Source organism: Asticcacaulis sp. YBE204 (genome assembly GCF_000495855.1).
Classification (GTDB): domain Bacteria; phylum Pseudomonadota; class Alphaproteobacteria; order Caulobacterales; family Caulobacteraceae; genus Asticcacaulis.
In genome coordinates, this window is sequence record NZ_AWGF01000003.1 from 159,784 (window position 1) to 181,422 (window position 21,639).

Here is a 21,639-nt window from a genome sequence, read left to right on the forward strand (position 1 = left end):
CAGAACTTATCGTTCGTATCCGTCTTAGTTGGCCAGTCGGCGAAGAAACGACGGGATTTCAAGATCGTCCTCCACCTCCGCGGTCTGTTGCGGCTCGACGCGCGGCTGAGGGGCCGGTTGCGCCTGCGGTGCCGGGGCATAGGATTGCGGTTGAGGCGCCGGTTGACGGTAGTCGGGCGCCGGGGTCTCGTTGCGCTGACGGTTCGGGAACAGGCCACGCCACAGGCCGCCACGGTTGTCGTCTTCGGCCAGCGGACGCTGTTGCGACTGCGGCGCGCGAACCGGATCCTGAGGGCGCACGGTGCCGTAACCACCGACCGGACGCTGCGGGATTTCACGCGATTGCGCCGGAGCCGGTGCCTGGACCGGGGCGGCAGGGATATCGAACTCGTCCTCGACCGACGGATCGATGATCTTGGCGATCACGCGGGCTTCGGGTTGTGGCTGGTATTGCGGCTGCGGGGCCGGGGCTGCGGGGCGCTCGTCGAATAGGTTCGGGCGAGCGGCCGAAATCGTCGGCTCCGGGCGTAATTCCGGCTGCGGCGCCGGAGCGGCCTGCTGAACCGGCTGGGGCTGAGGGGCCGGTTGCGGCGCGGGCGCGGCAGCCTGAACGGGTTGTTGCACCGGTTGGGCGGCACCCGGACGGCCCGGCGTGATATAGACCGACTGACGCGGGTTCTGCGACACCGATTGCTGGACCGGTGGTTGTTGCTGGGCGGCGGCGGAGTCCATGCCGGTCGCCACGACCGAAACGCGCAGCTTGCCTTCCAGCGTCGGATCGAAGGCCGCACCGAAGATGATGTTGGCGTCCGGATCGACTTCCGACGAGATGGCGTTGGCCGCTTCGTCGACTTCGAGCAGGGTCATGTCGAGACCGCCGGTGACGTTGACCAGCACGGCCTTCGCGCCCTTGAGCGAGGTTTCGTCCAACAGCGGGTTGGCGATGGCGTTCTGAGCGGCTTGCAGCGCGCGGTCGTCGCCCGAGGCCTCACCCGTGCCCATCATAGCCTTGCCCATTTCGGACATGACCGAGCGCACGTCGGCGAAATCGAGGTTGATCAGGCCCGGCAGGACCATCAGGTCGGTGATCGAACGCACGCCCGAATGCAGGACCTGGTCGGCCATGCCGAAGGCTTCGGCAAAGGTCGTGCGTTCGTTGGCGATGCGGAACAGGTTCTGGTTCGGGATGACGATCAGGGTATCGACATAGCGTTGCAGTTCGGCGATGCCCGCATCGGCCAGACGCATACGGTGACGGCCTTCGAACATGAAGGGCTTGGTCACCACGCCGACCGTCAGGATGCCGCGTTCGCGCGCCGTCTTGGCAATGATCGGGGCCGCACCGGTACCCGTGCCGCCGCCCATGCCGGCGGTGATGAAGACCATGTGCGCGCCTTCGAGGTGCTCGGCGATCTCATGCGCCGACTCTTCGGCGGCGGTCATGCCGACTTCGGGGTGCGCGCCCGCGCCCAGACCCTGCGTCAGGGAGACGCCCAACTGCACGCGGCGGTCGGTCTTGGCGAACTGAAGCTGCTGGGCGTCCGTATTGGCGACGACGAATTCGACGCCTTCCAGACCGGCCTCGATCATGTTGTTGACGGCGTTGCCCCCGGCACCACCGACTCCGAACACAACGATACGAGGCTTGAGTTCCGTGGCGCGCGGCGCCGAAAGATGAATAGCCATGTGATCAGACCAACCTTCTATTACCCCCGGGCGGGGAACCCTGTCATCGGGCGTCAAAGCTTTCGCTAATTCTTCGACCTTGGCGCTTTCATTGAGAAGCTCCATCAGACATCGAATATGCTTAATGAATAGTTACCGGATAACTTGAGTCGCGCCGTTTTGAAGGGGGAAAGATAATAAAATTTAACGAAAGTTACCAACTTATGAATTTTGCGCGCCGATTGAGTCGAAGGTGAGTCAAAAATGACTCACAATCCCCGCCAAGTTCGCCATTTTGCTGACAAAATAGTTAACAGGCCTTCATTATTATACGCAAAACCCTTAACACAGAATCATCCACAGGCTACCGTATCCGGATCACATTGACGCGATCATAACCTCGTTTTATCTGTGGATGAGTCCGGTAGCGCTTGGCCATGGCAGACGCAAAAACGCCCGCTGAACCAGCGGGCGTTTTGAGTAGCGAAACTGAACTGTCTCAGAGATTCTGGCGCAGCCAGTCCATGACGCGGGTGACAATCGGTCCGCTTCCGGCGCTTGAGGTGTCCTTGGTCGACAGGCGCGCGGTCATGATCTTGCGCGCCGGCACCACGTCGCGCGGCCCATAGAGCGTGCGCAGGATGACCCCCGCGCAGGCCGAGAAGGCCGGACCCGCCGCGGCGTCGGCCAGATGCGGCACGCGCTTGGGCTTGCCCAGCCGCACCGGGCGGTCGAACACCCGTACGGCCAGTTCGCGCACACCGGCCAGTTGCGATGCCCCGCCCGTCAGAACGATGCCCGCGCCGGGATCGATCATGACGCCGGAGGCTTTGAGCTTTTCGCGCAGCAGTTCGAAGGTTTCCTCCACGCGCGGCGCGATGATCCCCTTGAGGATCGAGCGCGGTACGGAGATCGGGGCCGCACCGGCGTCGTCGCCGCGCGGCGGGGCTTCGACCATTTCGCGGTCTTCGTTGGCCGAGGCGATGGCCGAACCGTGCAGGGTCTTGACGCGCTCGGCCCCGGCCAGAGTCGTCGACAGGCCGCGCGCGATATCGGCGGTGACGTGGGCGCCGCCGACGTTCAGGCAATCGACGTGGATCAGCGAACCGTTGCAGAACACCGCCGCTGTGGTGCACGACGCCCCCATGTCGATGCAGATGGCGCCCAGTTCTTTTTCGTCCTCTTCCAGCGCCGCAACGGCGGCGGCCAGAGGCGCGGAAACGATGGCCTGCACCTCAAGATGCGCCATGCCGACGCACTGCATGATGTTGTTGAAGACATTCTCGTCGATGGTGACGACCAGCAGTTCCAATCCTAGCGAACGGCCGGTCAGGTTACGCGGGTCGCGCACGCCGCTCTGCCCATCGACCGACCACGAGACCGGCAGCAGGTGGATAGTGCGGCGGTTGGGGAAGCGGACCTGCGCCAGACCCGAGGCGATGGCGCGGTTGAGGTCTTCGTCGGAGACGGGCTTGAGGCCCAGCGACACCTGCGCGAAGACGCGGTGCGAGGCGGTCTGCGCGCCGGGGACCGAGACGCGGACGCCCTGCACCGAGACATTGGCCATGGCTTCGGCGCGCTCGACGGCCTGAGCGATGGCGGTGGCGGCGGCTTCCATGTCGATGATGCCGCCCGCGCGGATACCACGCGACTGCACGTAGCCGACGCCTGCCACGCGGATCGAATTGTCAGACGTGCGCACACCGTCGGGCTTCATGATGAAACAGCCGATCTTCGACGCGCCGAGATCGAGCGAAGCCACCACCCCCGGCGTGACCGACATGCGGGCGGCGGCCTCGTTGCGGCTGCCGTTTTTGGCCATTTCCTTGGCCAGTTTACGATCTTCAAGACGCGACATGGGAACTTCCTAAGGGCGGCAATCAGGAATTTTCAAAAGGTTTGACGACCAGGGCACCGGGATCGCGCAGATCGATGACCGCCAGTCCCTGATCGAGGATGCGCTGCTGGCTGATCAGGACGTCGAGGCGGTTGAGCGCGTCTTCCTGATCAAGCGCGGGCAGCTTGATAATGGTGTTGTTCTTCAGGCGAATATCCCAGCGGCGCGTGTCGACGCGCACATAGGCCCAGACGCGCGATTGCAGTTCGGGCCGCGCCTGAAGCAGTTGCACGATCTCCGACGCCGACTCGTTGGCCCCCTCGCCGACCAGCAGCGGCAGGTCGCGGAACTGTGCCTCGTGCGCTTCGGGGATGACCTGACCCGTGTCGTCGATGACCTGGGTCTTGCCCTGAAACTGCCAGACGGCCAGACGCGGACGCTCGGTAACGGTGATGATCAGCTGATCCGGCAACTGACGGCGGATGACGGCGGACTTGACCCAGCCGATGGCTTCGACGTCGGCCTTGACCTTGTTGAGGTCCATCAGGGCGATCGGCTGACCGCGCTCGAACTTCAAGGCCCCCTTGATGTCGCCGCGCGCCACGTCGGACACGCCTTGCAGACGGACATTTTGCAGATTGACGCCGATGGCGGCGATGCGACCGTCGGTAAAGTTGACGATACCGGTGCGCAGCATCTCGGCACGACCGCCGGTCAGGAGAACGACGCTCATCAGCATGGTAATGCCGCCGAAGGCCAGCCACGCGGTCAGCTCGTTCGGCATGGCCACGCCGCCGATCAGTTTAAGCTTGCCGGACTCACGCGCGCCCGAACGTTTCGGGGCGGCTTTGGCGGGGGCTTTGCTTTGCGGAGCTACCATTCCTGTATTAGGTTGGCGGCGGCCCCCTCTGACGACGGCAGGCATATTCTGTCCTCGGTTCGTGACACAGTCGCATCCCCTACACGGACTGACGCCACCGGCCCTTTCAGGGCAAATGCGGACAGACCAAACGCAGGATGCTAAGCGCCCCAGAAAACCAGAACGGCCTTAACAATGTGATAACGGAATCGAGTCCGTGCAGGTTTTCATCAACCATGTTTGCAGGTGCGTCATAAATACCGGTGATAGGCCAGGAACAAAAAAGCCTGCCTCCGAAGAGGCAGGCTTTGACGGTAGGCTTTAAGGCTTACGCCTGTTCCCTGACTTCCGGAACGCCGGTGTCGGGTACGACCGGCACGGGCATCGGATCGTCGGTCGTCGGCACCGCCAGATGGGTGGCGTTTTCCAGAAGTACGCCGGTTTCCTCGTCGCGGATGATCTCTTCGCCGCGCAGAACCTTCTCGATCTCTTCCCCGGTCAGGGTTTCGATTTCGAGCAGGGTCTTGGCCAGTCGATGCAGACCGTCCATGTTTTCGGTCAGGATGCGCTTGGCGTCGTCATAGCCGCCCTTGACCAGACGCTTGACTTCGCTGTCGACCAGTTGCGCCGTCGCTTCTGACGTATCGCGGCCCAAAGCGCCGTATTCGTCTTCGCCCTGCTTGTAATCGACAAAGCCCAGTTCGTCGGAATAGCCCCAGCGGGTGACCATCGCCTTAGCCAGACGCGTCGCCTGCTGGATGTCCGAAGAGGCCCCGGACGTGACCTGATCCTTGCCGAAGATCAGTTCTTCGGCGACGCGGCCCGCCATAAGGATGGCCAGACGCGAGGTCATCTGCACGTAGTTCTGCGAGTAACGGTCGCCTTCCGGCAACTGCATGACCATGCCGAGCGCCCGGCCGCGCGGGATGATCGTCGCCTTATGCACCGGATCGGCCTCAGGCGTTTTCAGGGCCACGATGGCATGGCCGCCTTCATGATAGGCGGTGTTCTTCTTTTCCTGTTCGGACATGGCCATCGACTTGCGCTCGGCACCCATCAGAACCTTGTCCTTGGCGTCCTCGAAGTCCTTCATGGTGACCAGCTTGCGGTCCTTGCGCGCCGCCATCAGCGCCGCTTCGTTGACCAGATTGGCCAGATCGGCCCCGGAGAAGCCCGGCGTCCCGCGCGCTATGACCTTCACATCGACATCGACGGCCAGAGGCACATGGCGCATGTGGACGCGCAGAATGGCTTCGCGACCGGTCAGGTCGGGGTTCGGCACGGTCACCTGACGGTCGAAGCGGCCCGGACGCAGAAGCGCGGAGTCGAGCACGTCGGGACGGTTGGTCGCGGCAATGATGATGATGCCTTCCTGAGCCTCGAAGCCGTCCATTTCGACCAGCAACTGGTTGAGGGTCTGTTCGCGTTCGTCGTTGCCGCCGCCATGACCGGCGCCGCGGTGACGACCGACGGCGTCGATTTCGTCGATGAAGATAATGCACGGCGCGTTCTTCTTGGCCTGTTCGAACATGTCGCGGACACGCGAGGCGCCGACGCCGACGAACATTTCAACGAAGTCCGAACCGGAGATCGAGAAGAAGGGCACGCCGGCTTCACCGGCCACGGCGCGGGCCAGCATGGTCTTACCGGTACCCGGAGGGCCTACCAGCAATGCGCCTTTGGGGATCTTGCCGCCCAGCTTCTGGAACTTGGTCGGGTCTTTCAGGAAGTCGACGACCTCCTGCAATTCTTCCTTGGCCTCGTCGACGCCGGCAACGTCGGCGAAGACTACCTTGTTCTTGTGCTCGGTCAGGAGACGCGCCTTCGACTTGCCGAAGCCCATCGCCCCGCGACCGCCACCCTGCATCTGACGCATGAAGAACAGCCAGATACCGATGATCAGGATGATCGGCAGCAAACCGGTCAGCAGCGAGACGAGAAACGGTGTGGTGACCGTCTTCATATCGACCTTGACGCCCTTGGAATCGAGCCAGTCGGCGGTGTCGCTGTTGGGGTACGGCGTGACGACCTTGAACTTCTGCTTCTGGTTATCGGTGACCAGCGCCTGATCGCGATCGAACTTGGCGTCGACGATTTCGCCCTTGTTCACGCGCTCCTTCAGCAACGAGTAGCTCATTTCCTTGGGCGCCGCCGGATAGGTGTTCTTGTTGACGACGGCGTAGCCGACCGCCAGAACCGCCAGCAGGATACCGACAATCGTCAGTGCACGAAAATTCATTCCCTAGCCTTTTCAACAGGGCCCCGATACCGGCGACCCGAATAACTGTTTTCCCTATATAGGGGTGCTTTTAGCGGCGCGCTACGGTTTCCATCCCGAAATCCGCATCGGCTTCGTTCCGAATCTGTCCCAGCGCGGCCTTCAGGCGCGTATGGACGAGACAGTGCAAATCTCCTGCCGCGAAAAGCCGCGGTTCGCCGTTTATCAACCGAACCGGCAAAGAAGCCCGCACCAGCGACGGCAAGGCGGCGATTTTCTCACGATCGCGACGTTGCAAACGTTTGGCATGGCCACGCAGAGGCACAATATCGTCGGTCTGCGCATAAACAGGCAATCGGAAACGTCCGTCCCAGATATCTCCGCAGCGCTGCGGGACCGTGCCATTGCGGGTCATGTCGCCCGTCTCGCGACAGATCAGCAGGCTGTCTTTTTGTCGTTCGATACGCGCCCCGCAGAGGGTGAACGAGGTGCGTCCAGTGTTGAGTCCGTCGATAATCGCCGTAATTTCACGGGTTGACGGCAGCTTTTCTCCGCCGCCCGCGCAGACGATCATGGCCGAGAGAATGGGGACAGAGGGGATATGATCGAGTCGAAAAGCCCCGGCATCGTGCAAATGGCTTGCCCTCTCCCCCCCTTCGGGGTCCCCCTCCCCCGCTTTGCAGGGGAGGATGAACGCGCCTACATCCTCCCCTGTAGCGCAGCGTACGGGGGAGGTGTCAGCGCGCGTAGCGACGCTGGCGGAGGGGGCATTCACTTGTAATGCCTGACGCACTTTTGCCCTGAGGTAAGCCGGATTTTCGTTCGCCGGATCGTCGATATAGCCGACGCCCGCCGCTGTCAGCCATGCGCGCAACCGCGCGCGCGACACGCCAATCAGCGGACGGAAATAAAACACACCCTCGCCTTCCAGCCAGAACGGCGCGGGCGACCACAGACGCGGCGACCCAACGCTGGAGCCGGTCGCGCGCATGGCTTCGGCCTCTGTGCCGTCATTGGCATTGTGCCCCAGACAAACCACGCGAATACCCTTTTCACGCGCCGCGTTCAGAATGAGACTATGCCGTGCGCGCCGCGCCGCCGCCTGAATCCCTGTCGCAGGCTTGTCACCCGTCCAATGCAGGGGTGTAAAGCCGATACCCATATCCGCACACAGATCGGCCACGCCCTGCGTCCAGCCCGCACTCAGCGGATTGAGCCCGTGATCGACGCAGAACACCTCCAGCGGCCTTTGCCCCCACAGCATAAGCGCCATCAGCAGCGCCACGGAATCGCCGCCGCCGGATACCGCGACGCCCACCGGCTTGTCGGGGGCCCCGTTCAGATATTCCGGAAACAAACAAAGGCTGGCGGCGATATCGGGGAAATCCCCCAGCGTCGCGGCCAGCCTTTGTCTTACATCGTCAGAATTTTGACGCGCATTTGATTCCAAAAACCGCTGCACACTTTTTGGAATGCGCTCTAGGCGCACTTGCCCTTGGTCGCCAGCGCCTTGGCCTGCGACTTGATCGGTGCCGACGCGGTCGCGGCATAGCGCTTGTTGAACTCGGTCAGGGCGACGCAGGCCTTCGGCGCATCGGTTTGACCCAAAGCCGCCGCCAGCTTGACGGTCGCTTCGGGCGCCCAGCTCGTCTTGGGCCAGCCCTTGAGCGAGGTCGCATAGGCGGCGACCGAACCCGATACATCGCCACGCGTCGAGCGGATCTGGCCCAGACGGAACCAGGCTTCGGCGGCTTGGGGCGCGGTCGCCCACTTGGTCGTGAATTCGGTAAAGGCGCGCTCAGCGTCTTCCATGCTGCCGTTGGTCAGGAGACTATAGGCCTGATCGAAGTCACCTTCGGCGGTGCCGGTAGTCGGCGGCGGTGGTGGCGGACCGGCCAGAGCCGCATCGATGTCTTTCAGGTGCGCGTCCTGCATATCGACGCGCTTGGTCAGGGTGTCGAGCCGCACTTCCAGCGCCTGATTTTTCTGCGCCAGCTGGGTATTGGCGTAGCGCGCCTCCTCCAGTTGTCCGGTCAGGGTCGTGATCTGCTGCGCCTGATCGTCGACCTTGCGCGACATCGTGGCCACCGTCGCCTGAAGCGCCACGACTTCGGGATCGGGCTCGATCAGCGCTGGTGGGCCGGGGTTCTTGGCGTTACGGCCTTCGTACTTGCTGATGGCGTTTTCCAGCTTGCGCACATTGCGATCGAGACGTTCAAGACGCTTCTTGTCCCACTCGATCGGCGGCCCCTTGTCGGCGTCGTCCTGATCGATGGAGAATAACTGGGCCTGCGCTGGTACGGCCAGGGTCAACGGCGCGGCAACGGCCAGAGAGAGCGCCAATCCGGAGATAACAGCCTTCAGATTAAGTCTGGTCATGGTCATCCTAAACATGATCGCCGCAGCCCCCTTAATCGCTACGCGATACGGCATAGCAAAACTTACGAAAATTAATAACGGCGCAATTTTATCTTGTCGAGCCTAACGATTTAACCCGGCGAAATTAAGACTGGTAATCGCATTAAAAAAGGGCCGGTTTGCACCGGCCCTTCTGATCTATAGCTGCCGGAAGCTTACTTGGCGCCTTCGGTCAGGGTCGTGTGACCGTTACGGTTTTGCGCCCAGCCGTCTTCGTTGGCTTCGGTATTGATCGGGTTTTCCTTGCCGTAGGAAATGGTGGCGATACGCGCCGGCACCACGCCCTTGGAGGTCAGGTATTGCGACACGGCCTCGGCGCGGCGGGCGCCCAGAGCGAAGTTGTATTCGCGCGTGCCGCGCTCGTCGGCATTGCCTTCGATACGGATCTTGACGGCCGGATAACGGACAAGCCACGCAGCCTGCTTGTCCAGGATTTCCTGAGCGTCGGTACGGATCGACGACGAGTCGAGATCGAAGAAGACGCGGTCGCCGACATTGACGACGAAGTCCTGCTGCGAGCCCGGTACGACGCCGACCGGAGCGATGGGCTTTTCGACGGGGTCTTTCTTCGGCGGCACGTACGGCGCGACCTCTTCCTTTTCGACCGGCTTGGCCGGGGTGTCGATCACTTCCTTCGGCTTGGAAGAACAGGCGGCCACCGAAGCGGTGACAAACGTCACCAACATGAGTTTCGCAATCGTTTTGGTGGAGATGGACATAAGCAATCCCTTCATCACTATAATTAATGTTTGGTCCGGTCCCAGAGGCCGGAGCCCGATCACCGAGGTTTAAACTCTACAAACGGCATGTCAGGGCAATGCCCCTCACACCTATAGTTACAATTTGTAACACGCACATTACGGCCATATTGCGGCGCACACTAGATTCTATTGAGACCATCGTTACGCTCAAAAGCCAATAACAAAGGCGTTATTCCGTTATTTTCCGCATCCCTTTTTTATGGGGTGAGGCTTTTAGGACGCCCTATGAACCCTCTACTTCAACCGCGGCGACCAGGCTGGGTCTGACGCACCGCCCGGATAGGGAACTGCGCGTTCGATACGACCCGTTACCTCGACGGTCCACAGCGACGGCATGGCCCCCGGCGGCTCGCGGAAGAACATGATGTAGCGGCCGTTCGGCGCCCAGGTCGGACCTTCTTCGAGGTAGGACGAGGTCAGCAGCTTTTCGCCCGAACCGTCAGGGCTCATCACGCCGATAGAGAAACGCCCGCCCGATTGCTTGGTGAAGGCGATCAGGTCGCCCTTGGGGCTATAGACCGGGGTCGAATAGATGCCGCCACCGAACGACAGGCGGCGCACGCCCGACCCGTCGAGGTTCATGGCGTAGATTTGCGGCGAACCGCCCCGGTCGGAGTTGAACACGATGGTCGAGCCATCCGCCGAAAAAGACGGCGAGGTGTCGATGGCCGGTTCGCGCGTCAGGCGCTTCGTCGAGCGCGACCGCAGGTCCATCACATAGATGTCGGTATTGCCGCCCTGCGCCACCGAGAAGGCGAGCTTGGTACCGTCCGGCGAGAAGCGCGGCGCGAAGACCATGCCCTGAATCTGACCGACCGATTCCTGACGACCCGTTTCGATATTGAAGATATAGATGCGTGCGCTGTCGTCGCGCAGCGCCATATAGGCCACTTCCTGCGAGTCGGCGGAAAAACGCGGCGTCATCACCTTGTACGAACCGTCGGTCAGGTAGGACGGATTGGCCCCGTCCTGATCCATGATGGCCAGACGCTTGACGCGCTTGCCGCGCGCGCCGCTTTCGGCGACGAAGACGATGCGGGTGTCGAAATAGCCCTCTTCGCCGGTCAGCTTCTCATAGATGGCGTCGGCGATCTTGTGCGCGATACGACGCCAGTTTTCCGGCGTCGCCGTCAGCGACATGCCCAGAAGTTGCTTTTCAGAGAATATATCCCACAGGCGGAAATCGACCTGCAACCGCCCGCTGGCATCGACCGTCGCCAAACCGTTGGCCAGGGCCTGAGCGTTGATCGTCTTCCAGCTGGTATAGGCTGGCGTCGCATTGACGTCGAGGTTCTGCTCGATAAAGGCGTTCGGATCGATCGGCTTGAAAAAGCCCGAGCGCTCCAGATCGGCCATGACGACGCGCGAAATCTTGTCGCCGAGATCGCTGCCCGAGGCATTGATGTCGATGGCGATGGGCATGGGTTCGATGACGCCTTCGGTGACTTCGCCTTTCAGCGGAGTCTGTGCGAAAGCGACGGTCCCGGCCATGGGCACCAATGCCACCACGGCGGCGGCAAGCCAGATATTCAGACGTTTCATAAACGGTTTCATGACGCCTCCCTAAGCGCATTCCGAAAAGTGCAAGGCGGTTTTCGGATCAAATGCGCGACAAAATAAATTCTATCGGCCCTTACAGGCCAGATCGCCGCGGAAGGTAATTTCCAGCGGCCGGTTATACAGTTCCTCAGGCAGGCCCGTAAACAGCTCGCCCTTTTTCACCGCGGCCTGAGCGCGCACGGCGGCGGCCTCCCATACCAGATCGCTGCGACGGTTCGTCCAGTCGGGTCCACGAATAACGCGGCCATTGGGCGAAATGGTGAAGGTGATTTCCGGATTGACCTTGTCGGCACCCGGCACGTCGCAGTTCGGCGACCATAGCCGTTGCAGCTTGGCGACCACCTGATTGAGCGCTACCCCGGCATCGACCTGCGCATTGCCGCGCTGTGAAGAGCCGTCGGTCGGTTTCGGCGTCGGACGCGCCGGGGCCTTGGTGTTCGACTTCGGCGGCGAAGACTTGGTCTGGCTGAGCGCGTCGAGGTCGAGCGTTTCCGGCTTCGGCTTCTTCATTCCGTCCTTCGACGGCGGCGTCTTGACGGGCTTCGGCGGTTCTATCTTTTTCGGTTCCGGTTTCTTGGTCTCTTTCTTGACTTCCTGAACCGGCTGTTTCGGCGCGGGCGGGGTCGGCACCGGGTCGGGTTCCGGCTGAGGCACGGGTTCGGGCGGCGCGGGTTCCGGCACCGGCTCCAGCACGGCCTGCTCGTCCTTCGGCGCGGCGGCCATCGCCTGTTCCGGAATCTCCGTGACCAACTCGACCGGCACCGAGGTTATCGGCACGGCTTCGGGCAGGCTCTGCCAGTTCAGGAAGGCAAGCGCCAGCAATCCCGCGTGCAGGAGAATAGATCCAAGAAGGGCGCGTCCCATCTTCATGCTCAGGGCGCCGCCTCGGTTTTCGCAGTTGCATCCGCCTTACCCATGCCGTCGGTCAGCAAATTGATCTTGGTAAAACCTGACACAGACAACCGGGCCATGACCTTGGCCACCGTCTCGTAAGAGGCGGCCCCTTCGGCACGGACATAGATCGGCTTCGACGTATCGTTGTCGGTCATGGCCAGCAAGCGCGGCGTCAATTGCTCGAAGGTGGCGGCATCTTCACCCACATAAAGTTCGCCGTCTTTTTTGATAGACACGGTGATCGGGTCGCCTTCATCCTTCAAAGCGGTCGCTTCGGTCTTCGGCAGTTGCAGCTTGATCCCCGGATTGAGCAGCGGTGCCGAGATCATGAAGATGATCAGCAGCACCAGCATGACGTCGACCATCGGGGTGACGTTGATTTCCGACAGCGCGCCGCGCCGTCCCCGGCGCCTGCCGCGCCGTCCGCGTCCGGCGCTACCGGCTGAACCCATGGCCATGGCCGTACCCTCCCTTTACCGCGTGCCGCCGAGCTTATCGCCTAGGCGACGGGTCACCGAGACCATCAGTTCGTCGGCAAAGCCTTCGAGGCGGCCGGTGAAGCGCGCCACCTTCGCGTTGAACAGGTTGTAGGCGATATAGGCCGGGATGGCCGCGCCCAGACCGATGGCCGTGGCGAACAGCGCTTCCGAAATGGCCGGCGCGACGGTCGCCAGATTGGTGTCGCCCTGCGACGCGATGGCCGAGAAGGCGTTCATGATGCCCCAAACCGTGCCGAACAGACCGACGAAGGGCGAAGCCGTGGCGACGACCGCCAGCAGGCTCAGCCCGTCTTCCATCACATCGGCTTCGGTGGCGATGACGTGGTTCAGTTCGCGGTCGATCTGCGCCACCAGAAGGTCGCCCTGGCTGGCCGAAATCGTCTTGCCCTTATAGTCGCCCCAGGCCGAAGTCACCGCGACCAGCAGCTTGGGGAAGGGTTCCTTCGGCTGGGTGCCGTGTTTCGCGGCGATGTCTTCCAGCGCCCGACCCGATGACAGTTCAGCCTCGAACCCGGCGGCCTCCTTGTTGAGCTTGCCCAGCTTGAGCGTCTTGTCGATGATGATCGCCCACGACCACAACGAACCGACGGCCAACAGGATCATGACACTCTTGACCACCCAGTCGGCGTGTACGAACAGGTCGATAAAGCTGAGCGATTCAGCGACGGGGGCGGTTTCCATGAACGACTCCTCAGAAAACGGTCGGGCGAGCTTTAAAACGGCGATAAAGATATAGCGCGACGGATAAATCCACGACACGCCTCACCGGAGAGAGGCGATACCTTAACCATGCTCAAAAAATTTTAAAGGCGCAAAATGGACAAATGAAACGGGTTCCGTAAACGCAGAACCCTTATGGGACACACCATGCCCGAAAGCTGGTGACATTAATATGGCGAACGCGGTACAAATTTCGGGATAACGGGTATTGTAAGAAATTACCCCGCCGCGGTCGGCTGGCTACCGCGCTGATATTCCGGCAGGAACTTGGTCCGCACGATATCGAGCAGACTTTTCGGCAGACGGCGCGGGCGCGAGGCCATGTCGATACAGACCAGTTGCAGCTTGCCGCTGCACAGCAGCTTACCCTTGCACTCGATGCGCTGTGTCAGATAGAAACGCGCGCCCTGCCCGTAATCGATTTCGGAGCGGACCCACAAAACATCGTCTATACGCGCCGGTGCTTTATATTGCACGGTGACCTCCGCCACGGCAAAGGCCAGCGGGTCTTCGCCCTTTGCCAGTTCGGAGTGGTGAATATCGAGGCAGCGCATGAAATCGGAGCGCCCGCGCTCGAAATATTTGAGATAGTTTGCGTAATAGACGACGCCGGAAAAGTCGGTGTCTTCGTAATAGACACGGATCGGCAGGGAATGGGTGCGTCCGTCGATAAAGCCCGACAGCGCGCCTTCGACCAGATAATCGATATCCTTCATACGCCGCCCCGACTGCCAAACACAAACTACAGAGTCACAGGAATCCTAACGCGAGACAGGGGATTCGGCTATCTCTTTTTGCACTGCAAGGTACGACCGTGGGACGAAAGCCACAGTTCTTTAATTATCGAACAGATCACCCATCGGCGGCGCGACCGACCCATTCGGCGGCGGCGTCAGCCCCAGATGCGTGTAGGCCCGCGCACAGGCCATGCGTCCGCGCGGAGTGCGCTGGATGAAGCCCTGCTGCATCAGATAGGGTTCGATCATGTCCTCGACGGCGTCGCGCGCCTCGGCGATGGCAGCGGCGATAGTCTCCAAGCCGACCGGTCCGCCATTATAGTTCTCGATCATCGCCATCAGGTAGCGGCGATCGAGCTGATCCAGGCCCGACGGATCGACCTCCAGCCGGGCCAAGGCCCGCGCGGCAACCTTCTTGTCGATGATCTCGGCCCCTTCGGCGGTGGCGAAGTCGCGCACCCGGCGCAGCAGACGACCGGCGACGCGCGGCGTGCCCCGCGACCGCGAGGCGATCTCCAGCGCCCCGTCTTCGCTGAGCGTCGCGCCCATCTTGCGCCCCGTGCCGATGATGACACGGACCAGTTCTTCGGGCGTATAGAATTCAAGCCTGAGCGGGATGCCGAAGCGGTCGCGCAGCGGCTGAGACAAAAGACCGGCCCGCGTCGTCGCCCCGACCAGCGTGAACGGCACCAGATCGATGCGCACGGTGCGCGCCGCCGGTCCCTCCCCGATGATCAGGTCCAGCACATAGTCTTCCATCGCCGGATAGAGGATTTCCTCGACGGTAGGCGACAGGCGATGGATTTCGTCGATGAACAGGACGTCGTTCGGCTCAAGGTTCGACAGGATGGCCGCCAGATCCCCGGCCTTGACCAGCATGGGGCCAGAGGTCGCGCGGAACCCTACCTTCAGTTCCTTGGCGACGATCTGCGCCAAAGTCGTCTTGCCGAGACCCGGCGGGCCGTAGAACAGGACGTGGTCCAGCGCTTCCTTGCGCGCGCCGGCAGCCTGAACGAAGACCTTGAGATTGGCCTTGAGCGGGCCTTGCCCCACGAAATCGTCGAAGGTCTGCGGCCTGAGCGCACGGTCCTGCGCGAAACGCTCGACCTCGTCGTCGGTCGGTTCGCCTGAAATGATGCGCGCCATTATCGTCCTATTACCTTAAGCGAGGCGCGGATCACCGCCGCCAGTTCCGCTTCGGGGCCCAGTTCGCGCACCGCAGCCTCGACGGCCTGACGCGACTGCGCTTCGGAAATCCCCAGCCCCATCAGGGCCGCAACGCTTTCGCCATTGACACTGGCCACCGGCGCGGAAGCCGCCGCCGTGTGCCCGATTACCGGCACGAAGCCTTCGGTAACGCTGAGCGACTTGCCTTTCAGTTCGATAACGATGCGTTGGGCCAGCTTGGGCCCGACACCATTGGCCTTGCCGACGCGGCTCTTGTCCTCGGTCGCCACGGCCTGAGCCAATTCCTGCGGCGTCAGGATATCGAGCACCGACAGGGCGGCCTTGGGGCCGACGCCCTGCACGCCGAGCAATTGCTGAAACGTCTTGCGCTCGTCCTTCGACAGGAAGCCGTAAAGCCGCGTGCCGTCTTCGCGCGTCTGGCTTTCGATATGGAGGATGACCTCGGCGCCATTGGCCATATTGGCCAGACTGCGCACGCCGCACTTGACGATGTAGCCGACGCCGCGCACCTCGACCAGCGCCTCGTCGTCCTCGATTTCCAGCAATATACCGCGCAGCCGTCCGATCATGCCGCCGTCCTCTTAGTCTTTTTAAGTGGTCGCGCCTCTGATTCCGAAAACCGCTCAACACTTTTCGGGAGGCGCTCAAGATTCCGCATCTTACGCTTATGCGCATGGGTGATCGCGCAGGCCAGCGCATCGGCCATATCCGCCGTCAGGCCGTTCTCCGCCGTCGCCGCGCGCGGCAGCAGGCGCTTGACCATGAACAGGATCTGATCCTTGTCGGCGCGACCCGCGCCCACGACCGACTTCTTGATATCGAGCGCCGCGTATTCGGCCACGCTCAGGCCCGCCCGCGCCGGGGCCAGCATGGCGGCCGCCCGCGCATGGCCCAGTTTCAGCGTTGAGGACGGGTTCATATTGACGAAGGTCTCTTCGATCGCCGCTTCGTGCGGCTTATATTCGGCAACGACCTTCTCCAGTGCCTCGAACAGATAGAGCAGCCGCACGGAAAGATCGGCCTTGTCGTCGGGCAGGATGACGCCGTGCGCGACCCAGTTCAGCCGCGCCCCGTGCATGTCGATAATGCCCCAGCCCAGCCGCCTCAGGCCGGGGTCGAGCCCGATGATCCGAATCCCGTTGTTCTCCATTCGTTCAGACTAGCCGAGGCCGATCCCGCGCGCAATCGGCAATTCTTGCCGTCATGGTGTTGGCGTATGGTTTGCAACACTCGCTCAAATAAGGCCGGAATCGGGCAATCCGCCCGCCTTTGGCACAAGAACCAATTGTCAACGGCCCGTCCTTGGGGTTAAGGTTTCATTTAGAACTGAGTTTTGGGGGTTTATGAACATGCCGGAGACCACGGGTCACAGCCGCGCCAATGCAGGATTGTTCATAGGTTTGAGCCTAATCGCCGCCGGTCTGGTGGCGCTGGCCCTGATCAAGGGCGGCGCACCGCTGAGCGCCGGCCTGTTCCTCGGCGACTGGATCGACTGGGCGCGCATCGCGCCGACCATGTCGGGCCTGCTGGTGCTGGGCGTGCTTCTGTTCCTCGTCGGCGTCGTGGGGACGCTGGTCAGCCTGATGACGCCCAAGTCGATGAAGCCCGTCCGCAAGCCGCGCGTCGCAAAGGCCGAACGCCCCGCCCCCGTCGCTGAAGAAACGCCCGCGCCTGAACCGGTGGTGCCGCCCGCGCCGCAACTGGTCGCCGACAATACGCGCAAGGCCTCGCTGCGTTTCGAAGCCCCTGCCCCCGCATCGTATGTGCCGCCGATAGTGGCTCCGGTCGTCGAGCCGGTCGAGACCGTCAGCGCCGAAATCATACCGTTCCGTCCGGAACCCGTCACCGAGCCCGTAACGGAATCCGTCGCTGAATCTGCACCTGAACCCGTGGTCGAAACGACCGAGGTCGAGCCTGCCGATCCCATCGCCGCCGCCCTGCTCGCCGAGGCGCCGGACAAGACAAACGACGCCTCGCCGCCCGCCGACATCAATGCGGTCATCAACTCCGCCATGCGCTTCATGGAGTCTCCCGCCCCCGCCGTGGTGACCAGCGTCGCCGAGGTCCATGCGGCCCGCGTAGAAGCGGATGAGCCCGTCAAGTCAACGGCGGAATACAAGGCCCTGTCCGAAGCCCTCGACCTCAGCGGCGGTGACCCACTGCTCGATTCCGTCGTGCTGGAACCCACCGCCGAAACGCCGCCGGTCGATCCGCAAAGCGAGATCAAAACCGCCGTCCATACCGCGCTTACCGAATGGCCGGACAGTACCCGCGCCATCGCCGAGGGCGAACTGAGCGTCCGCGTCGAACAGCTTTATCGCGACAATGCCATCACCAGCCGCGACGCCTTCGCGCGTCTGAGCCGCGGCGACCTGAACGGCGCGGCGGACGTCATCGAACAGCAGGCCGGGGAATGGGCTGCTGCCGGTCTGGCGCCTCAGGCCGCCGAGATGTGGCGCATCTACGGCGCGCTGCATATGGGCCGCGACGACGCCAACGCCATGAAGGCCTATGAGCAGGTGTCGGCGCTCGATCCCGCCGACGGCAATATCCATATGTACCTCGTCCACCGCTACCGCATGGCCGAAGAGACGCCAAAGCTGCTGCCGGTCATCGGCAGGGCGCTGGGCGTCGTTACCGACCGCGACACGCGTCTGGACCTGCTCACACAATATGCCGACCTGACGCAAAAGGCCGGGCACCTCGGCCACACGGCGCAGGCGCTTGAAGAACTAAGCCAGATCAAGGGTGTGCAATCGGCTGAGGCGCCCGACAACCTGCAACTGCGCTCGGCCCACGCCATTTCGCTGGCCAAGCTGGCGCAATTGCGTGAAATGCAGGGCGAACGGGCCAAGGCTGCACCCTTGTATCAGCACGCCCATCGCGTCTTTGCCGAATTATCCGCCCGCGTGCCGGACCACGCCGGATTAAAAGCGATGGCCGAAAACGCCCGTAAAGATGCTGAACGCCTTACGGCATAACCGTTTAGTAAATGTGTCATTCTTGTCGCATTAAATTTCATTAATTTTTTACTTGCGGCTTTTTCACAACAATGATTACCTCCGTGACAGCGTTACGCATTTAGCGTTTTCAGGGGCTATCCACATGCGATTGAAGCTGGCTATCTTGACGTTGTGCGTTGTTGCCGCTCCGGCGACCGCCGCCATCAACCCCTTCGATGGCAAGGCCGACAGCTATAATCCCAGCCCTCAGGCCTATACCTGCCTCGGTGCCTTGACCTACGCCATGAAGCACCCGGATAACGGCAAAAAGGCCTTGTCGCCGCAGGACTATATGAAGGCGCGCAATCACTGGAGCGTCCATCCGTCGCTCAACCCCTCGACCCCGATTGACGTGCAGTCCGAAGATTCCGCCGTCACCATCATCGACATGGACCCCAAGAAACGCGACAAGCTGATCAAGCGTTGCGTTCAGGATTCGGGCTACCAGCCGCCGAGAGCTTAGAGTTCAGAGCCTAAAGCCGGATTGCACCCCCAAGGCATTGTGAATAAGGATGAGCGGTCCTTTGCCGCGAGTCGTCCATGCCATCCTTTTCTACACTTCATCCGGCGCTTGCCACCGTCCTGCTGCTGATCGCCTCCAACGTCTTCATGACGTTCGCCTGGTACGGGCACCTCAAGGACAAATCGCAAAAACTGTGGGTGGCGATCGCTCTAAGCTGGGGCATCGCCTTTTTCGAATACTGCCTGATGGTGCCGGCCAATCGTATCGGCTATGGCACGTTCAATGCGGCGCAGCTCAAGACGATTCAGGAAGTCATCACCCTGAGCGTTTTCGTCGTCTTTTCCGTCTTTTATCTGGGCGAAGCGATCCGCTGGACGCACGTGGTCGGTTTCGTGCTGATCGCGGCGGGTGCCGGGTTCATCTTCTACAAGGGGTAAAGCGATGACCCACGTCCTCGACCGTCCCGTGTGGAATGCGCTGACCAGCGCCTGGGCCGACCGGTCGCAAGGCACGGCGGCGGTGCGACAACTCGATCCCGCCTTTGGTCCGTTTGCCGCTGCGGCTGACAGGGCCGCCCCCTCTCTCACCGACCTGACGCCCGGCCCGGACGGCCTGTGGATCGTCGAGCGAGAGCCTTTCAATGCACCTGAAGGCTTTATTATCGCCCGTCAGGCGACGCTCAATCAGATGCTGGCCAAATCCGTCACGCCCGGTGCTGTTGATTTCGATATCATACCGCTGACCGATGCCGACGGCCCGGAAATGCTGACACTCGCACGTCTCACCAAGCCGGGGCCGTTCGCTGCGCGTACCCACGAACTGAGCGCCTTTATCGGCATCAGGCACGAAGGCCGCTTGGTGGCCATAGCCGGAGAGCGGATGCGGATGCCGGGCTTTGCCGAGGTCAGCGCGGTATGCACCCATCCCGACTTTCGCGGGCGGGGCTATGCGCCGGGCCTGATGCGTCAGGTCATGCAGCGCATCCTCGATCGGGGCGAGCAGCCGTTCCTGCATACCTATCGCGACAATCCGATCGCCATCAGACTGTATGAATCGCTGGGTTTCGAATACCGCGCGACGATGAGGCTGACGATTTTAGACAAGCCTGATTAGCGAATCGCCGTGATTTCGACCGTCGCGCCAGACACCTGTCCTTCGTCGCCGACTTCGCGGCCCATCAGCGCACGCGCCATAGGCGAGACATAGGAGATCAGGCCCTGCGCCGGATCAGCTTCATCCTCGCCGACGATGCGATAGGTCTGTTCACGACCGTCCTCACGCAGGATATCGACCGTGCAGCCGAATACGACCTTGTCCGGCGCGCTGACCGGCTCGATGCGTTGGGCCGACCCCAGCCGCGCCGTGTAATAACGCAGATCGCGTGTCGCGCGCGCCATCGCCGTCCGGTCGTCGCTGATGTCCGACGCTCCTTGCGCCGTCGTATAGGCCAGCCGGGCCGCAGCAAAGGCGGCTTCAAGCTGCGCCAGCCCTTCGGGTGTCACCAGATTGGGATGCGCAGAAATGGGCCGATCCGGCAGATTGGCGGCAGCGGCTTCGTGGTCTTCGTCTTTAGTAAAGGCAACGCTCATGGGATATTATAGAGCCGTGCAATGAGCATTGGCAACGTCACCTTGCCTAGCGTGCAGATACTAACGACGGTTTTTGGTGGTTTTAAATGCCATATGCCTTAAGCTGGTTTGGATTTAGCGCACCCAGGGGAACGTGATGCTGATGAAAATCATAAAAGCCATCGGCTGGCTCGGACTTATGCTTTGTCTGATATTTCTGTTGGAATTGCGTCAGTCATCGCGGAACGGCAACCTCTCGCCAACGATGGAAGTCGTTGCCAATATGATTTTAGTGCTTGGTTTAATTATAATTTTCTGGTTTCAACGTGCGGGTGCCAGAAAATCCAAAACCCGAAAGACAGCCCATTTATATGAAGACGGTTTCAATCCATATCCACGTCATCTGACCGGTTATGGCGAAACAAAAGATTCTCTTGAAGATTACAGTCTGTCGCGGCTGGTCTTGATCGGTTTCATTCTGGCGTACGGATTGTGGGGCAGCCTTATACCGCCTGATCTGTTTCCGGTTACGCATCAATATATCGGTTTGGGCATATTGGCAGTGAGCTTCATTTATTGGCTGGCCTTAGCCATAAGGCTGCGCAGCTTTTTCAAGCCGGTATTGAGGCTATTGTTCGCCGTTATCATTTTTGCCGTCAGTCTTGTGGTCTATGCCTGTGACCTGCTCACTCTGACGCTTGAAAACAATCCCTACGACCCTGTCGTCGGATCGCTTATTGCCGCATGGGCGCTGGTCGCCAGCACCTTGGTATTTAAAGCGAAAAGGCGGATCTGATATGGCGGAAAATGAGTGAATGCAGATGATATCGGCTTTACAAATTGATGAAACCGAAAGAGGTCTGGTTATCGACATAGACAGCTGGTCCAAGCTTGTCGCGTTTCAAACCATTGTACTTTCGGCCAAATTTCCCGAAACCGGCACAGCTAAGGCAGAGGTTCTACTCAGTCCGTTTGTAGAACAACTGGTCGATGCCTGTCGCGAAAAATTGGCCAAAGAAGAACCTTGGCCAGCCGGTCACCACTTTGCCTCTGATGATCCATTCGTGCTTGCCGTTACAGCCACGGTCGATGAATATATTCAGCAACATGACCTGCACACCGAGCGCCAAACGCTTTTGATCCGGGCTTTAAAACCCCATACGGTCGAGGGCTTAAATTGAAGCTTGTCAGTAGATTTCATCTGACACGATACCCCTCTGTCACGCCTTCGCTAAAGCTCAGCGCGCCA

General features: G+C 61.3%; 22 protein-coding genes. 6 read left to right on the forward strand and 16 right to left on the reverse strand.

Annotated features, from left to right (window positions below):
- Nucleotides 1-24: 24 nt before the first annotated feature.
- The 15 genes from ftsZ to ruvC form a co-directional block, all read right to left on the reverse strand.
- Nucleotides 25-1,686, reverse strand: coding sequence for a cell division protein FtsZ (ftsZ, locus tag AEYBE204_RS26715; protein WP_023461507.1), 1,662 nt, complete (start codon nt 1,684-1,686; stop codon nt 25-27).
- Between the two features lie 478 nt (nt 1,687-2,164).
- Nucleotides 2,165-3,523 carry a cell division protein FtsA gene (ftsA, locus tag AEYBE204_RS26720; protein WP_023461508.1) on the reverse strand — a complete coding sequence of 453 codons (1,359 nt, stop codon included), beginning with the start codon at nt 3,521-3,523 and terminating at the stop codon, nt 2,165-2,167.
- A 22-nt stretch (nt 3,524-3,545) separates the two neighbouring features.
- Entirely contained in the window at nt 3,546-4,382 is an 837-nt protein-coding gene (locus AEYBE204_RS26725) for a cell division protein FtsQ/DivIB (protein WP_023461509.1), read from the reverse strand.
- 307 nt (nt 4,383-4,689) lie between these two features.
- Entirely contained in the window at nt 4,690-6,600 is a 1,911-nt protein-coding gene (gene ftsH / locus AEYBE204_RS26730) for an ATP-dependent zinc metalloprotease FtsH (protein ID WP_023461510.1), read from the reverse strand.
- Nucleotides 6,601-6,670: 70 nt separating this feature from the next.
- Complete coding sequence (tilS, locus tag AEYBE204_RS39410) at nt 6,671-8,029, reverse strand: tRNA lysidine(34) synthetase TilS (RefSeq protein WP_023461511.1); 1,359 nt, start codon at nt 8,027-8,029, stop codon at nt 6,671-6,673.
- 29 nt (nt 8,030-8,058) lie between these two features.
- Nucleotides 8,059-8,958: a tetratricopeptide repeat protein gene (locus AEYBE204_RS26740; protein ID WP_031230096.1), complete on the reverse strand. Its 900-nt coding sequence runs from the start codon at nt 8,956-8,958 to the stop codon at nt 8,059-8,061.
- Nucleotides 8,959-9,152: 194 nt separating this feature from the next.
- The gene (gene pal, locus AEYBE204_RS26745) at nt 9,153-9,716 is read right to left on the reverse strand and encodes a peptidoglycan-associated lipoprotein Pal (protein ID WP_023461513.1); all 564 of its coding nucleotides are present in this window, start codon (nt 9,714-9,716) and stop codon (nt 9,153-9,155) included.
- A gap of 276 nt (nt 9,717-9,992) precedes the next feature.
- Nucleotides 9,993-11,312: a Tol-Pal system beta propeller repeat protein TolB gene (tolB, locus tag AEYBE204_RS26750; protein ID WP_023461514.1), complete on the reverse strand. Its 1,320-nt coding sequence runs from the start codon at nt 11,310-11,312 to the stop codon at nt 9,993-9,995.
- A gap of 69 nt (nt 11,313-11,381) precedes the next feature.
- Entirely contained in the window at nt 11,382-12,182 is an 801-nt protein-coding gene (locus AEYBE204_RS26755; RefSeq protein ID WP_155908286.1) for a hypothetical protein, read from the reverse strand.
- Between the two features lie 8 nt (nt 12,183-12,190).
- Nucleotides 12,191-12,670: an ExbD/TolR family protein gene (locus tag AEYBE204_RS26760; protein ID WP_023461516.1), complete on the reverse strand. Its 480-nt coding sequence runs from the start codon at nt 12,668-12,670 to the stop codon at nt 12,191-12,193.
- Between the two features lie 15 nt (nt 12,671-12,685).
- Nucleotides 12,686-13,393, reverse strand: a complete 708-nt coding sequence (locus AEYBE204_RS26765; protein WP_023461517.1) for a MotA/TolQ/ExbB proton channel family protein — start codon at nt 13,391-13,393, stop codon at nt 12,686-12,688.
- A 257-nt stretch (nt 13,394-13,650) separates the two neighbouring features.
- Complete coding sequence (gene ybgC / locus AEYBE204_RS26770) at nt 13,651-14,148, reverse strand: tol-pal system-associated acyl-CoA thioesterase (RefSeq protein ID WP_023461518.1); 498 nt, start codon at nt 14,146-14,148, stop codon at nt 13,651-13,653.
- Nucleotides 14,149-14,268: 120 nt separating this feature from the next.
- Nucleotides 14,269-15,315, reverse strand: coding sequence for a Holliday junction branch migration DNA helicase RuvB (ruvB, locus tag AEYBE204_RS26775; RefSeq protein ID WP_023461519.1), 1,047 nt, complete (start codon nt 15,313-15,315; stop codon nt 14,269-14,271).
- Nucleotides 15,315-15,926: a Holliday junction branch migration protein RuvA gene (ruvA, locus tag AEYBE204_RS26780; protein WP_023461520.1), complete on the reverse strand. Its 612-nt coding sequence runs from the start codon at nt 15,924-15,926 to the stop codon at nt 15,315-15,317. Before ruvA ends, ruvB begins: the two co-directional genes overlap by 1 nt.
- Entirely contained in the window at nt 15,923-16,507 is a 585-nt protein-coding gene (ruvC, locus tag AEYBE204_RS26785; RefSeq protein ID WP_023461521.1) for a crossover junction endodeoxyribonuclease RuvC, read from the reverse strand. Before ruvC ends, ruvA begins: the two co-directional genes overlap by 4 nt.
- Before the next feature lie 199 nt (nt 16,508-16,706).
- Here ruvC and AEYBE204_RS26790 point away from each other — a divergent pair, with 199 nt between their 5' ends.
- From AEYBE204_RS26790 to AEYBE204_RS26805, 4 genes are all read left to right on the forward strand, one after another.
- Nucleotides 16,707-18,338: a hypothetical protein gene (locus tag AEYBE204_RS26790; RefSeq protein WP_155908288.1), complete on the forward strand. Its 1,632-nt coding sequence runs from the start codon at nt 16,707-16,709 to the stop codon at nt 18,336-18,338.
- A 124-nt stretch (nt 18,339-18,462) separates the two neighbouring features.
- On the forward strand, nt 18,463-18,822 hold the full coding sequence (locus tag AEYBE204_RS26795) for a hypothetical protein (RefSeq protein WP_023461523.1): 360 nt from the start codon (nt 18,463-18,465) through the stop codon (nt 18,820-18,822).
- A gap of 77 nt (nt 18,823-18,899) precedes the next feature.
- Nucleotides 18,900-19,259 carry a DMT family protein gene (locus AEYBE204_RS26800; protein WP_023461524.1) on the forward strand — a complete coding sequence of 120 codons (360 nt, stop codon included), beginning with the start codon at nt 18,900-18,902 and terminating at the stop codon, nt 19,257-19,259.
- 4 nt (nt 19,260-19,263) lie between these two features.
- On the forward strand, nt 19,264-19,935 hold the full coding sequence (locus AEYBE204_RS26805; RefSeq protein ID WP_023461525.1) for a GNAT family N-acetyltransferase: 672 nt from the start codon (nt 19,264-19,266) through the stop codon (nt 19,933-19,935).
- On the opposite strand, the gene greA is transcribed toward AEYBE204_RS26805, so the two are convergent.
- Complete coding sequence (gene greA, locus AEYBE204_RS26810; RefSeq protein WP_023461526.1) at nt 19,932-20,411, reverse strand: transcription elongation factor GreA; 480 nt, start codon at nt 20,409-20,411, stop codon at nt 19,932-19,934. The two genes, AEYBE204_RS26805 and greA, sit on opposite strands and share 4 nt — an antisense overlap.
- A 136-nt stretch (nt 20,412-20,547) precedes the next feature.
- On the opposite strand from greA, the gene AEYBE204_RS26815 reads away from it, so the two are divergent.
- Together AEYBE204_RS26815 and AEYBE204_RS26820 are read left to right on the forward strand one after the other, a co-directional pair.
- Complete coding sequence (locus AEYBE204_RS26815) at nt 20,548-21,186, forward strand: hypothetical protein (protein ID WP_023461527.1); 639 nt, start codon at nt 20,548-20,550, stop codon at nt 21,184-21,186.
- 19 nt (nt 21,187-21,205) lie between these two features.
- Nucleotides 21,206-21,571: a hypothetical protein gene (locus AEYBE204_RS26820; protein WP_023461528.1), complete on the forward strand. Its 366-nt coding sequence runs from the start codon at nt 21,206-21,208 to the stop codon at nt 21,569-21,571.
- Nucleotides 21,572-21,639 lie beyond the last annotated feature (68 nt).

What these genes read in the sequence shown, in the direction of transcription:
- AEYBE204_RS26790 (WP_155908288.1), top strand. Translation starts at nt 16,707, where the DNA reads ATGCCGGAGACCACGGGTCACAGCCGCGCCAATGCAGGATTGTTCATA.
- ruvA (WP_023461520.1), bottom strand. Translation starts at nt 15,926, where the DNA reads ATGATCGGACGGCTGCGCGGTATATTGCTGGAAATCGAGGACGACGAG.
- AEYBE204_RS26795 (WP_023461523.1), top strand. Translation starts at nt 18,463, where the DNA reads ATGCGATTGAAGCTGGCTATCTTGACGTTGTGCGTTGTTGCCGCTCCG.
- ruvB (WP_023461519.1), bottom strand. Translation starts at nt 15,315, where the DNA reads ATGGCGCGCATCATTTCAGGCGAACCGACCGACGACGAGGTCGAGCGT.
- ftsZ (WP_023461507.1), bottom strand. Translation starts at nt 1,686, where the DNA reads ATGGCTATTCATCTTTCGGCGCCGCGCGCCACGGAACTCAAGCCTCGT.
- AEYBE204_RS26800 (WP_023461524.1), top strand. Translation starts at nt 18,900, where the DNA reads ATGCCATCCTTTTCTACACTTCATCCGGCGCTTGCCACCGTCCTGCTG.
- tolB (WP_023461514.1), bottom strand. Translation starts at nt 11,312, where the DNA reads ATGAAACCGTTTATGAAACGTCTGAATATCTGGCTTGCCGCCGCCGTG.
- AEYBE204_RS26805 (WP_023461525.1), top strand. Translation starts at nt 19,264, where the DNA reads ATGACCCACGTCCTCGACCGTCCCGTGTGGAATGCGCTGACCAGCGCC.
- AEYBE204_RS26760 (WP_023461516.1), bottom strand. Translation starts at nt 12,670, where the DNA reads ATGGCCATGGGTTCAGCCGGTAGCGCCGGACGCGGACGGCGCGGCAGG.
- ruvC (WP_023461521.1), bottom strand. Translation starts at nt 16,507, where the DNA reads ATGGAGAACAACGGGATTCGGATCATCGGGCTCGACCCCGGCCTGAGG.
- greA (WP_023461526.1), bottom strand. Translation starts at nt 20,411, where the DNA reads ATGAGCGTTGCCTTTACTAAAGACGAAGACCACGAAGCCGCTGCCGCC.
- AEYBE204_RS26740 (WP_031230096.1), bottom strand. Translation starts at nt 8,958, where the DNA reads ATGACCAGACTTAATCTGAAGGCTGTTATCTCCGGATTGGCGCTCTCT.
- AEYBE204_RS26755 (WP_155908286.1), bottom strand. Translation starts at nt 12,182, where the DNA reads ATGGGACGCGCCCTTCTTGGATCTATTCTCCTGCACGCGGGATTGCTG.
- AEYBE204_RS26815 (WP_023461527.1), top strand. Translation starts at nt 20,548, where the DNA reads ATGCTGATGAAAATCATAAAAGCCATCGGCTGGCTCGGACTTATGCTT.
- ftsH (WP_023461510.1), bottom strand. Translation starts at nt 6,600, where the DNA reads ATGAATTTTCGTGCACTGACGATTGTCGGTATCCTGCTGGCGGTTCTG.
- AEYBE204_RS26765 (WP_023461517.1), bottom strand. Translation starts at nt 13,393, where the DNA reads ATGGAAACCGCCCCCGTCGCTGAATCGCTCAGCTTTATCGACCTGTTC.
- AEYBE204_RS26820 (WP_023461528.1), top strand. Translation starts at nt 21,206, where the DNA reads ATGCAGATGATATCGGCTTTACAAATTGATGAAACCGAAAGAGGTCTG.
- pal (WP_023461513.1), bottom strand. Translation starts at nt 9,716, where the DNA reads ATGTCCATCTCCACCAAAACGATTGCGAAACTCATGTTGGTGACGTTT.
- ftsA (WP_023461508.1), bottom strand. Translation starts at nt 3,523, where the DNA reads ATGTCGCGTCTTGAAGATCGTAAACTGGCCAAGGAAATGGCCAAAAAC.
- ybgC (WP_023461518.1), bottom strand. Translation starts at nt 14,148, where the DNA reads ATGAAGGATATCGATTATCTGGTCGAAGGCGCGCTGTCGGGCTTTATC.
- AEYBE204_RS26725 (WP_023461509.1), bottom strand. Translation starts at nt 4,382, where the DNA reads ATGGTAGCTCCGCAAAGCAAAGCCCCCGCCAAAGCCGCCCCGAAACGT.